This window comes from Gammaproteobacteria bacterium, assembly GCA_016199745.1.
Classification (GTDB): domain Bacteria; phylum Pseudomonadota; class Gammaproteobacteria; order Acidiferrobacterales; family Sulfurifustaceae; genus JACQFZ01.
Genome location: JACQFZ010000033.1, coordinates 1 through 12,431, shown reverse-complemented (window position 1 = coordinate 12,431; position 12,431 = coordinate 1). Strand labels below are relative to the sequence as shown.

The following is a 12,431-nucleotide window of genomic DNA, read 5'->3' as shown; positions in this document are numbered from 1 at the left end:
GGTACCGCTTCGAAACCCACCCCCACCCAGTCCCACCCCCCGAGGGGGCGGGGATGGCTACGTTGACGCTATTTCATTTTGTTACCGTCTCTAAATTAAGATGAGCTTTCATCGTTTTATACGCCGAACGACTACGCGTTGGCGTTGGCGCGGCGCTTTCCCGAGCGTTTCGTGGCGATCGCGTCGATCCATCCTTATCGGGCCGATGCCGTCGACGTGTTAACGCAAGTGGCGGCGGCCGGCGCGCGAGCTATCAAGTGGTTACCGCCGGCGATGGGTATAGATCCAGCGTCGTCGCGATGCGATCGCTTTTACGAAGCGTTAGCACGACTGCGGTTACCGCTGCTCACGCATGCCGGCACTGAGCAGGCTGTCGCTGGTGGCGAAGTGCAGGAACTTGGCAACCCATTGCGGTTGCGGTGCGCGCTCGACCATGGCGTGACGGTCTTGGTAGCGCACTGCGCCTCGCTCGGTCAGGGTATCGATCTCGATAAAGGGGCGAACGGCGCCGCCCAGTCCAACTTCGATTTTTTCGCACGCCTGATGGAGGAACCGCGGTACCACGGGCGGCTGTACGGCGAAATCTCGGCGATGACCCAGCTAAATCGGCTCGGCCGGCCGCTCGATGTGATCCTGGAACGTTCTGATTGGCACGGACGATTAGTTAACGGATCGGATTACCCGTTGCCGGCGGTAATGCCGGTTTTTTCACTGACAAAAATGGTGGAACGCGGTTACATTGATCGACGCGAAGCACCGGTGTTGTCCGAAATCAGGCGTTACAACGCCTTATTGTTTGATTTTGTGCTGAAGCGCAGTCTGCGGCGGAACGGTAAGTGCTTGTCGCCAGCGGTTTTCGAAACTCGGCGATTGTTCGATAGTGTTGCGGCGATGAAGTCTCCATAACGATAGATTAGAGAGGGGGCGATATGACGATTATCGGGACCATTATCGGTGCGTTGCTCGGTGCCTTCGTCGGTCACGACGTCGAAGGGTTTTTGCTGGGAGCTGTGCTCGGTTATCTGATCGCTGAACTCGTTGAGATCAAATCCCGAATCGTTAAGCTCGAACACGCGCCTAAAAGAGAGGGCGCCGTTCCTACGGTGATCGCTGTTAATCGCCCGGTGTCGCCAACGGCAACGAGTACGCCGGGGGTTCATCAGCCGACGCCTATCGTGTCGTCTAAACCGATAACTCCTGCGCCCATACCGACAGTAAGTCAGCCGGCTTCGACGCCGGCGCGTCAAAGCGCACCGCCGGCCGTGCCGAACCCGATCGATGTGGCAATCAACTTCGTGCGCGAATTTTTTACCGGTGGCAACACGCTGGTACGCATCGGCATCGTGATCTTATTTTTTGGCGTTGCCTTCCTGCTGAAGTACGCCGCCGAGCATGCGTATTTCCCAATCGAGCTGCGCTTGAGCGGTACTGCGCTTGGTGCTGTTGCGCTGTTGGTCATCGGTGCGCGGCTTCGACGCAAGCGTGCCGCTTACGGTTTGATATTGGAGGGGGGCGCGATCGGTATCCTGTATCTCGTCATCTTCGCCGCGTTTCGGTTATATGCACTGTTACCGGCGTCGTTCGCATTTTTTTTGTTGCTGGCGATTTGCGCGCTGTCGGCAGCATTGGCCATGCTGCAGAATTCCTTGGCCCTGGCGCTGTTCGGTGCGGCCGGCGGTTTTCTCGCACCGGTGCTGACGTCTACTGGGCACGGCAGTCATGTGATGCTGTTCAGCTACTACGCCATCTTGAATCTCGGCATCTTCGCTATTGCCTGGTTCAAGGCGTGGCGACCGCTGAACGTCGTTGGTTTCGGATTTACGTTCGTGATCGGATCGTCGTGGGGCTATCGTTACTATCAGCCCGAGTTTTTTTCGACCACCGAACCCTTCCTTATTTTTTTCTTCCTGTTGTATGTCGCCGTTGCGTTGTTGTACGCACGCCGCCAACCGCCGGAGTTACAGCATCCGGTCGACGGTACGCTGGTGTTCGGCGTGCCGGTCGTTGGCTTCCTGTTGCAGGTCGGTTTAGTGAAGTCATACGAATACGGCGTTGCCTGGTCGGCGCTTGCGCTCGGTGGTTTCTATCTCGGTTTGGCGGGGTGGTTGCTAAGGCACGGTGCCGCGAAGTTGCTGGCGGAAGCGTTTGTCGCCCTCGGTGTTATCTTCGCGACGCTGACAATTCCGCTCGCCGTCGACGGCCATTGGACCGCCGCGGCTTGGGCCATCGAAGGCGCCGGGATTTTGTGGATCGGTCTGCGGCAGTCGCGCCTGTTGGCGCGTGCCTTCGGATTATTGGTACAACTCGGCGGTGGTGTTTTGTTCATGGCAGCACCGTCGCCGCCGGTGAACGTCGCCGTCCTCAACAGTACGTACATCGGCGTCTTGCTCGTCAGTGTAGCCGGTGTGATCAGCGCGTTTCTTTTGTCGCGCTATCGGGATCGCGCGACGTCAGCGGAACGTGCGTTGGCGGTGCCGCTGTTGGTATGGGGCGTGTTGTGGTGGTACGGCGGGACGGTGCACGAGATCGGCGACTATGTTGGGTCGGCGCACCGGGTCACGGTGTGGTTATTGGTCATCACCGGCGCCAGCATTTTCTTCGAATGGATCGGCCGGCGCGTCGGCTGGATCGCGTTGCGTTATACGGCAGCGGCCAATTCAGTTCATCTTGCGCTTAGCCTCGCTTGGGCAGCGATGCTGTTGTCGCACCCATTTGCCGGATTCGGTCTTGTGGCCTGGACGGTGGCGCTGGTAGTGCACTACCTCATATTAAAAGGCCACGAAAATGCCGAACTAAACCTGATGAGCGTTGGGCGTCACGTCGGCGCGCTTTGGACGCTGCTGGTGTTGCTCGGTTGGGAAGTTTATTGGCAGGTCGACCAGTGGTTACCGTATAGCGATTGGTCGATCGGCGCGCTCGGCCTATGTTTGGCACTGGCGTTGATCGGGCTGTTGGCGCTATCGGCGCATCGTTGGCCTATTAATAGGAATGTGCAGGCTTATCTCGTTGTTGGTGCCGTGCCGATCGCCGGGGTGGCGTTGGTGTGGATGCTGTTGGGGGGTGTGGTGCAACCGGGTAACTCGGCGCCGTTGGCATTCGTGCCGATTCTAAACCCGATTGATATGGCCGCGCTTTTTGTCTTCATCGCGATGCTCCGTTGGTCGATGACGGTACGCGCTCTTGTCCGCTGGCCGCTCGAGCCGCTGGCGATAGGATTTGGTGTCGTGGTGTTTGCCTGGCTCAACGCGGTGCTGTTCCGGACGTTGCATCACGTTGCCCAGGTTCCTTACACGCTCAACGACATGCTCGATTCGATGTTGGTGCAGTCAGCCATTTCCATTTTCTGGACGGTGCTGGCATTCGTTCTCATGCTGGCCGCTGCCCGTGTGCGCCTGCGTTATCTATGGTTCGTCGGCGCGACGCTGCTCGGCATTGTCGTCGTCAAACTTTTTACCGTAGAACTTTCGAATACCGGCACGGTTGCGCGCATCGTTTCGTTCGTCGGTGTCGGTGTATTGCTGTTGGTCATTGGTTACTTCGTGCCGATACCGCCCAAGGTGGAGCAAGCGGAGGTAGCGTCATGAAATCGCCTTGGACGTTTGTATTGTTGTTGATGGCTACCGGGTTGGTGCATGCCGAGCAACTGCGACGCGACGATTTCGCCTATGAAGCGCCGATCGCGCTGCACGGTGTTGGCAGCGTGTATCGGGCACCGTTAACGGCAGAAGTGTATGGCGGCGTAGTGCGCGCCGATCTTGGCGATCTGCGCGTCTTTAATGCGGCCGGCGAGGAAGTGCCGATTGGATTGTCACGGCCGATGGCGGCGGTCGAGAAGAAACGGGTATCGCTGCCGCTGTTCGTCCTGCCGGTTAAGGAGGCGCAGACCGCTGATGACATTTCGTTAAAAATCGAACGCAGCAATAACGGTTCGATTGTCAGCGTCAATGCCGGCTCGACGGCATCGGCGAATCGATTGGTGTATTTGGTCGATGCTAGCCAGATCAACCAGCGTATCGGTGCACTTGAAATCGCCTGGCAGGTCGATATGGGCACCGGCTTTGTTGCCACGTTGCAGGTCGAAGAGAGCGCCGACTTAAAAAATTGGCGACCACTCGCGCAAGGCGCGCTCGCTTATTTGCAGCGCGATGGCCAAGTGCTCGAACAGCGCCGAATAGCGATTGCGCCGCAATCCGTGAAGTATCTGCGCTTGTCATGGGTCGGTGCGGCAGTTAATGCCAAGATTACCGGCGTCGGCGCCGAGCTACAGGAACAGACGGAACACCGACGCGATTGGATAGCGCCGGCAAGTCAAGCGGCGACCAAACCCGGCGAGTACCCGTTTAGGCTCGACGGTAAGATGCCGGTCGACTATGCACGTGTGTTGCTGCCCGTAAACAGCGTCGCCCATGTCGTTGTGCTCACGCGTAACAGCGACGGCGATAACTGGGAACCGCGCGGCGCGAAAACGCTTTATCGATTGGATAGCGGTACCGGTGAAGTGAAGGACATCGAGCTTGCTCTAGGCCGTAGCGGCTTCGCCCGTCAGTGGCTGCTTCGTCTCGATCAGCCAGCAAGTACGTTGGGTGCGATGATGCCGGCACTCGAACTCGGTTGGATCCCGCACGATCTGGTATTCGTCGCCCGCGGCGGCGCACCGTTTAGTCTGGCCTATGGTAGCGTGAGTGTGTCGCCGGCGTTTCAGGCTGTGGACGAGTTGGTACGTCAATTACAAAGCGCCAATGTCAGCGGGATCGAGTTGCAACCAGCCGCGTTCGGCACGTCGCACATACTGCGCGGCGAGGCGGCATTAGCAGGCGGATTCGATTGGAGGCGCTGGTTGTTATGGGGCGTCTTGCTCTTGGGCGTTGCTATTCTTGCAGCGTTAGCAGTGCGCTTGCTTAGGCAACTCAATGCGCCTAGTTAAGTAGGGCGTGTTTGCAGATAAATAACTAATGAGGGGGCTTGCGTGTTTGTGAAGCTAGAAGACGGGCAGCCCCGTGATATATCACCCACTCTCCCAGGTCCTCTCCCACCCAGGAGAGAGGGGAAATCCAACGGCAAACGTCGGATGAATTCTTGAACGAATTCATGACTCAGCCGACGAGAGGCGGCTCAATTTGCCCCGACGTCCCCCCAACCTGAGTTTTTTGACCGGGCTCATACGTTATCGCGGGCGGTTCGTGCGTTGTCTGGGAAAAGGAATCGGATACCTCCGGCTTACTGAAGGGAAAGATTGAGCACCGGCCAATCGCATGCCATCATGATGCCATTCTCCCGCAACGTAATGGAGCACCTCGTGATTGATTATCGTTCGATAATTACACTGGAGCCCGGGAAGCGCGCCGGTAAACCCTGTATTCGTGGACTACGCATTACTGTCCAGGACGTCCTCGCGTGGCTCGCCGATGGAATGACGCCAGAGCAGATTGTATCGGACTATCCGGAACTCTCCCGCGACGATATTTTGGCGTGCTTGGCCTATGCGGCTGATCGTGAAAAGCATGCCGCTTGGGTTGCTGCTGCATGAAGTTATTGCTTGATGAAAATCTATCTCGTCGTCTCGTTGCACTACTGCAGGAAACATTTCCCGGAATTACGCAAGTAGCTTTGGTTGGGCTCGAGCGAGCGTCAGATCGCGAAGTGTGGCAGTACGCGAAGGTGCATGGATATGCCATCGTGACGAAGGATGACGATTTTCTTGGCCTGCTTTCACTGTTTGGTTATCCGCCAAAGATTGTTCTTCTGAACATGGGTAACTGCTCGAATCCGTCGGTTGTTGAGACGCTAAACCGCACAAAGGACAACATAAATGCATTATTGGCGGACGAGCAGATCGGACTGATCGAGGTCTATTAACTACTTCGCTGGTGGATTCAAACGTATGTTTGCTTCTATCGATGATAGCGGCGACGACTACAACGGTACCGACGTTCCAGGGGGCAGGGGGAATGGCACTTACTTAAGCCGCGGCACGCTCTAGCTCCCTCCCCCTCAGGGGGAGGGCTGGGGTGGGGGTGGGTTTTTTACTCGGTTATCGCTGCTATAAAACCCACCCCCCCCTCCCAACCTCCCCCCTGAAGGGGGAGGAGTCAATCGTGGCATCTGTTGTCGTAAGTGCCATTCGGGTCAGGGGGCAGAACCTTTGAAGAGGTCTTGTACATTTCAGGAAATCACTTGACCAAGTTTCTGGGCTTTGTTCGAACCTTTGAATAAAAATAAAATAATAAGGGGAGTATCGGTATGAAGTTGCCCTCCAGCGATTTTTTCGGTTATTGCACGTGATTATCGGCGCGAGTGCGTATTTCAACGATTTTGACCCCTTGGTCCCGTGCATCCTACATGGCTTATTCAGGACTTCGTTAAGTCAGTGACATTCGTGTTGACCGTGTTGGTGGCGGATGGCCTTCCGTAATCCCTTGAATAGCCCCTGAATATTTAGTTCTATTTACGCCGGCATCGGATAGGAGTATTAAGGTCGGCCAGACGCGCGCCGGGGAGGGAGAACAGTCCGGTTAAGGACCAGGAGTATGGGCGGGCGTCGGGGCCGGTCAGATACCTATTAGATAAGAATAGAGAGTTCGCCATTTCCCCTCATTCCGTAGATTCGCCCCAGGTGGCGGTCGATACCGGCCTTGCCTGTTTGACTCTGATGGCGCGTTTTTTGGGTGTGCCGGTTCAGCCCGACCAGATACGGCATCAGTTCGGCGAGGCCGGTAAGCCGTTCGATGAGCCGGCGTTGCTGCGCGCCGCCAAGCATTTGGGCATCAAGGTAGGTGTCATCGACACCGATTGGTCGCGCCTTGGCGCAACGCCTCTACCAGCGCTCGCGCAGCAGAAAGACGGCCGCTATGTGGTGTTGGCGCGCGTCGACAACGAGAAGGTATTGGTACAAGACCCGGCCGAGCAGCGACCGTTGCTGCTGCCGCGCGAGGTATTCGAGTCCGCCTGGAGCGGCAAGCTGATCCTCTTCACCAAACGCGCCAACCTTCGGCCCGAAGACCGCAAGTTCGACTTCACCTGGTTTATTCCAGCGATCGTCAAACATCGCAAGTTATTGGGCGAAGTATTACTGGCGTCGTTCTTTATCCAGCTGTTCGCGTTGTTGTCGCCGTTGTTCTTTCAGGTCGTCATCGACAAGGTATTGGTGCACAAAGGTCTTACGACCTTGCACGTGCTCGGCATCGGCATGTTGGCGCTGGTGTTGTTCGAGGTCATTCTCACCGGACTACGAACTTATGTGTTCTCGCACACGTCATCGCGCATCGATGTAACCCTCGGCGCCGCGATGTTCCGCCATCTGTTGCGCCTGCCGATCGCTTATTTCGAAGCACGGCGTGTCGGCGATACCGTCGCGCGCGTGCGCGAGCTCGAAACGATCCGCCAGTTCCTCACCAGCTCGACCGTAACTGTCGTCATCGATCTGTTCTTCACCGTCGTGTTCTTGGCGGTCATGTACTTTTACAGTCCGTTGCTGACGTTTATCGTCCTCGGCACCGTTCCGTTTTATATTTTTTTATCGGTCGTCATTACGCCGATCTTTCGCGCGCGCCTGAATGAGAAATTCAATCGCGGCGCCGAGAACCAGGCGTTCCTGGTGGAATCGATCAACGGCATCCAGACGCTCAAAGCGATGGCGGTCGAGCCGGCGATGCAACGGCGTTGGGAAGAACAGCTGGCCGGTTATATCCACGCCAGTTTTCGTACGTCCAATCTTGGCAACGTTACCGGCCAGATCGCCGCGTTCATCAACAAGGTTACGACCATTCTTATCCTGTGGGTCGGTGCACACCTGGTAATGAACAACGACATCTCGATCGGCCAGTTGATCGCTTTCAACATGCTCGCCGGTCGCGTCAGCGGGCCATTGTTGCGGGTCGTACAGTTGTGGCAGGAATTCCAACAGGCGGGCATTTCCGTGCAACGGTTGGGCGACGTACTCAACGCCGTGCCCGAGCCTTCTTACAATCCGAATCGTACGACCCTGCCGGAGCTCGCCGGCCACATTACGTTCGACAACGTGGTGTTTCGTTATCGCGCCGATACTCCGGAAATTCTGCGTCGGCTTTCGCTCGATATTCCTGCTGGCAAGGTCATCGGCGTCGTCGGCCGCTCCGGTTCCGGCAAAAGCACGATCGCGAAGCTCATACAGCGGATGTACGTGCCTGAGCTCGGGCGTGTATTGATCGACGGTATCGACCTTGGGCAGGTTGATCCGGCCTGGCTGCGGCGCAAGATCGGCGTCGTGCTGCAAGAGAACTTCTTGTTCAACCGCAGCGTGCGCGACAACATTGCGCTGTCCGACCCCGGTATGCCCATGGAGCGAGTCATCGAGGCGGCCAAGCTTGCCGGCGCTCATGAGTTCATCTTGGAGCTACCGCAAGGCTACGACACCCTCGTCGGCGAGCACGGCTCGACGTTGTCCGGCGGTCAGCGCCAGCGCATCGCCATTGCCCGCGCACTCGTCACCAACCCGCGCATCTTGATTCTGGACGAAGCGACCAGCGCGCTCGACTACGAATCGGAAGCGATTATTCAGCGCAACCTGCAAAGCATCTGCAAGGGCCGCACCGTCATTATCATCGCGCATCGCCTGAGCACCGTGCGCAACGCGCATCGAATTTTCGTGATTGATAAGGGCCAGATCGTCGAGCAGGGTACGCATCCTGATTTGCTGAAGCTCAACGGTTACTACGCAAATCTGCATCGCCACCAAGACGGAAACGTCGTATCGGTATAAACAACGCCTCTGTTCCTATCCCCTCCCCTGCGAAGCGGGGGAGGGCTAGAGTGGGGACCGCGTTGAGCAAGCACAATGATTAACGAAACCACCAACAAGCCGACCGAAAAACCCCAGCGCACCTGGCTCCCCAAATTTCCGCGCCTCGTTGCCTTTTTTCGCGACGTCAAACGCCACGTCGACGTCTGGCGCATCAGCTGGGAAGAAGCGAAGCGCGAAACGCCGTTGCGTCGCCTCGATGCTAAAGAGCTCGAATTCCTGCCGGCCGTGATCGAGATCCAAGAAACTCCGCCGGCGCCCATCGGTCGCGCCGTCGCCTACACCATCATCGTGTTGTTCGCCGTCGGTGTGTTATGGGCCACCTTCGGCAAGATCGACATCATCGCCGTCGCCCAAGGCAAGATCATTCCGAGCGGCGGCTCGAAAGTCATCCAGCCGCTGGAAACCGGCGTAATCAAAGCGATCCACGTGCGCGACGGCAGCCGCGTCAAACAAGGCGACGTACTCATCGAGATCGATACCACCGCCGACCCCGACCGCGACCGACTGACGAATGAGTACTACGCCGCCGTCACCGAGATCGCCCGCTTGCGCGCACTACTCGCCGGCGAGGAATCCTTCGATCCGCCGAAAGGCGCCGACGCCAAGTTCGTCGAGATCCAGCGCAAGCGCCTGCGCGACCAGCTCGCCGAGCTGCAAGCACTCGAGCGCCAATCCGAGTCGTACAAAAAACTGTACGCGCAGGAGTACGTCTCACAAATGCAGTATCTCGAAGTCGAGCGCCAGCGCGCCGACAAGATGCAACAACATTCCGCCGCCCTCGCCGAAGCTGAAACGCGCGCGCATTCATTGTCGAAGGAAGCCCTAAAAGCCGGTACCCGCGCCGACCAACAACACCTGACCGCGCCGATTGACGGCACCGTCCAGCAACTCGTGGTGCAAACTGTCGGTGGCGTCGTCACGCCGGCGCAACAACTAATGGTCATCGCCCCGGAAGAGGGCCACCTTGAAATCGAAGCCTGGGTGGAAAACAAAGACGTCGGCTTCGTCAACGCCGATCAGCAGGCCGAGATCAAAGTCGAATCTTTTCCGTTTACTCGCTACGGCACGATCGAAGGCAAAGTACTGACGTTATCCGGCGACGCCGTCCCCGTCGAAAAAGTCGGCCTTGTTTACACCGCCCGTGTCAGCATGGACAAAAATACGATTGAAGTCGAAAACGGCAAACAGGTCAGACTCTCGCCCGGCATGACCGTCAGCGTCGAGATCAAAACCGGAAAGCGCCGACTCATCGAATATTTCTTAAGCCCGCTGCTGCGCGGTATCAATGAGACCGCTCACGAACGTTAAGCGCTGAAAAATAACTAGAGCTCATCTCATAAGTGTCAATATCGGGAGTAAAACCCCTCTCCCTCCGGGAGAGGGGTTGGGGTGAGGGACTTATGAGATGAGCTCTAATCCCCTCCCTCGCAAAGCGGGGGAGGGTTAGGGCGGGGGCAAAAAACGCGAGATAAATACGTAACCACCGCTCGTTAAATTAACCGTACGAATTCTTTATTAATAAAGGAAATCACATGGCAACCGACACCACCACGACCCAAAACAAGCAATCCAAAACCAATGGCCAACAAGCCAATAAATCGGGCAAGCAGCCGCGAGTCATCAGCCATCCCAACGACGTCGCTAGCGTCGTTATGATGCAGATCGACGCGGTCAATACCAAAAAAGACGAACTGACGATCGCTGCTAAAGGGCTTGCCGATACCGCAAAGCAGTTGGTACGCGCCTATGCGCAGCAAGCGGCAGTAATTCAAAAGCTGCAGCATAAGCTTGCGGAGCTAGAAGGGAAGGCCGAAAAATAATGATTGCTAGTGATTAGCAAGAGACTATCTCTTGCTAATCACTTAGTTGCACGAGATTTCCTAAATTCTTGCGCCAACATTCCACATAAATGAGTTGATCGTTGTGGGCCGTGGCGATGATGATAAGTATTGCGATACTGCGACCTATGGCCATTTCGTTTTCAGAAGACGATCTATTTTTTGCTTTATCGACAAGATACCGCTCGCAGTCGATGGGTCTACATTTCAAAAAATCGCTTGACCGAGTTTCTCGGTTTTGTTCGAATCGCTGAATGACAACAAAATAATAAGGGGAGTGCCAATATGAAGTTGTCCTCCAGCGATTTTCTTCGGTTTTTGCTCGGTTTGCCTCGTTGATTAACGGCATGGGTGCGTATTTCAATGATTCTGACCCCTTGGTCGCTCGAACGCCTTATTTTGATTTTCAAATTAACAGCGGTGTAACGCGCGCTAGAGATCAAAACGCCAATATCCAAGAAGGTCAAATCAGTTCTAAAATTTCTGCACGTTGGTCGTTTCGTCTCATTTTTTTTATGCTCCTTTCGACCATGTTTGCGTCTGCCGCCTATGCAGGGCGTTACGAGCTGGAGAAAGGAAAAGGACTGGAAGTTTGTGAGGCGTATGAGAGGAACCTCAACCTTTCGAAACCCCAGACGCCGCGCACCTGCCAGCGCGATATTCATTCGGAGTTGGGGTTCACAAGACCAGATTGGCAGCGGTTTTTCGGACCCGTATCACGGATTCCTTCCAGTTCCCATGTGAATGAACATATCGATCGTTTTCTTTGGGAGCGCGATGCTAACCCTGCTGGCTATAGCATCTTGTCACAATGGAAGGGGACAAAGCGGCAGCGCCGACAAGCATGGGAGAATTACAACGCTGAGCGTAATCGCGGACTTTGGCCTAACCACCGGCTGTATGCCGAGATCGACATTGATAATAACGGCGAGACCGAGCCGGTCTATTACGAGCATGATTGTGCTGGCAGCTACGGATCGCTCCTTCTTGTTCTCATGGAGGACTACAGCGATATCAATTACAAAAAGACTGCCCTCGTGATGCCGCATCCAAGTCGCAAGGAGGCGGGGTGGGGAGACATTCGTAAGCTTAGGCCGGGGTAGAGAATCGCGCCGTCTATTGATAAGTTAGGTTTCACAACAACCGAAGATTCTCTCCATTGGGCCTACTACAACGTTTTCCACTTCAAAGACAAAACCTATTTCGATCTGTGGTGGAGGATGCATCCCGATTACTACGGCAAATCCGAATATGAAGTCGGTCGCCTACACGTCTATCAGGCAATACAGGGCAAGACCACCGAGATTTGTACTTATAGGTTCGACAGAACCAACGATTAATAAAAAATAAATTAGCCGCTGCGCAATAAGAGGGAAGGCTCAATGCAACTACATATTCAGACCAACTACATCGATCAACGCTATAGCTTTCTAAAAATGGTTGAAGGCGAGCGATTCTATGGCTATGTGGAATACCGCGCGAGCCGTGGTCGATTAAAATTAAAATAAGGTGCCTGATTTATTTTCAGCTGATCAGTTTCAGAAAAATAAATCAGTCTTCTTTTTTCGAAGGAATGGTAAATGAACGCCAAAGATATTTTTTTCACTACGCGCCTGCGGTCAACTCAGATCAGTATCCATTCGTCGTTGATTCTGCTTCTAGGCGTGCTAGCAGAGAAGTGGCCCCACAAATTAAGACAACCCGATAAGTGAAGTTTCTGCTCCAATAACCGAGGCCGCAAGGCTTCATCATCATCCGGAGCACGAACAATGAGAAGACCCCGAAGAAACCACACCGCCGCCTTCAAAGCCAAG

The 12,431-nt window shown here is 55.5% G+C and carries 8 protein-coding genes and 1 pseudogene; all 9 read left to right on the top strand.

Annotation, left to right across the window (positions count from 1 at the left end; translation table 11 throughout):
- The first annotated feature begins 117 nt into the window (after positions 1-117).
- The 9 genes and pseudogenes from HY308_08650 (at position 118) to HY308_08610 (ending at position 11,720) form a co-directional block, all read left to right on the top strand.
- Positions 118-906, top strand: a pseudogene (locus HY308_08650) (amidohydrolase family protein).
- A gap of 23 nt (positions 907-929) precedes the next feature.
- Positions 930-3,584: a DUF2339 domain-containing protein gene (locus HY308_08645; GenBank protein MBI3898352.1), complete on the top strand. Its 2,655-nt coding sequence runs from the start codon at positions 930-932 to the stop codon at positions 3,582-3,584.
- Positions 3,581-4,924, top strand: a complete 1,344-nt coding sequence (locus tag HY308_08640; protein MBI3898351.1) for a DUF3999 domain-containing protein — start codon at positions 3,581-3,583, stop codon at positions 4,922-4,924. The genes HY308_08645 and HY308_08640 overlap by 4 nt, the downstream gene beginning before the upstream one ends.
- A 360-nt stretch (positions 4,925-5,284) precedes the next feature.
- Positions 5,285-5,527, top strand: a complete 243-nt coding sequence (locus HY308_08635) for a DUF433 domain-containing protein (protein MBI3898350.1) — start codon at positions 5,285-5,287, stop codon at positions 5,525-5,527.
- Entirely contained in the window at positions 5,524-5,856 is a 333-nt protein-coding gene (locus tag HY308_08630) for a DUF5615 family PIN-like protein (GenBank protein ID MBI3898349.1), read from the top strand. Before HY308_08635 ends, HY308_08630 begins: the two co-directional genes overlap by 4 nt.
- 793 nt (positions 5,857-6,649) lie before the next feature.
- Entirely contained in the window at positions 6,650-8,737 is a 2,088-nt protein-coding gene (locus tag HY308_08625) for a type I secretion system permease/ATPase (GenBank protein MBI3898348.1), read from the top strand.
- Positions 8,738-8,812: 75 nt separating this feature from the next.
- Positions 8,813-10,087, top strand: a complete 1,275-nt coding sequence (locus HY308_08620; protein MBI3898347.1) for an HlyD family efflux transporter periplasmic adaptor subunit — start codon at positions 8,813-8,815, stop codon at positions 10,085-10,087.
- 224 nt (positions 10,088-10,311) lie between these two features.
- Positions 10,312-10,599, top strand: a complete 288-nt coding sequence (locus HY308_08615; GenBank protein ID MBI3898346.1) for a hypothetical protein — start codon at positions 10,312-10,314, stop codon at positions 10,597-10,599.
- Positions 10,600-10,964: 365 nt separating this feature from the next.
- Entirely contained in the window at positions 10,965-11,720 is a 756-nt protein-coding gene (locus HY308_08610; GenBank protein MBI3898345.1) for a hypothetical protein, read from the top strand.
- The last annotated feature ends 711 nt before the right edge of the window (positions 11,721-12,431 follow it).

Coding starts and splice junctions, on each gene's coding strand:
- HY308_08615 (MBI3898346.1), top strand. CDS start 10,312: ATGGCAACCGACACCACCACGACCCAAAACAAGCAATCCAAAACCAAT.
- HY308_08620 (MBI3898347.1), top strand. CDS start 8,813: ATGATTAACGAAACCACCAACAAGCCGACCGAAAAACCCCAGCGCACC.
- HY308_08625 (MBI3898348.1), top strand. CDS start 6,650: ATGGCGCGTTTTTTGGGTGTGCCGGTTCAGCCCGACCAGATACGGCAT.
- HY308_08635 (MBI3898350.1), top strand. CDS start 5,285: ATGGAGCACCTCGTGATTGATTATCGTTCGATAATTACACTGGAGCCC.
- HY308_08630 (MBI3898349.1), top strand. CDS start 5,524: ATGAAGTTATTGCTTGATGAAAATCTATCTCGTCGTCTCGTTGCACTA.
- HY308_08640 (MBI3898351.1), top strand. CDS start 3,581: ATGAAATCGCCTTGGACGTTTGTATTGTTGTTGATGGCTACCGGGTTG.
- HY308_08645 (MBI3898352.1), top strand. CDS start 930: ATGACGATTATCGGGACCATTATCGGTGCGTTGCTCGGTGCCTTCGTC.
- HY308_08610 (MBI3898345.1), top strand. CDS start 10,965: ATGGGTGCGTATTTCAATGATTCTGACCCCTTGGTCGCTCGAACGCCT.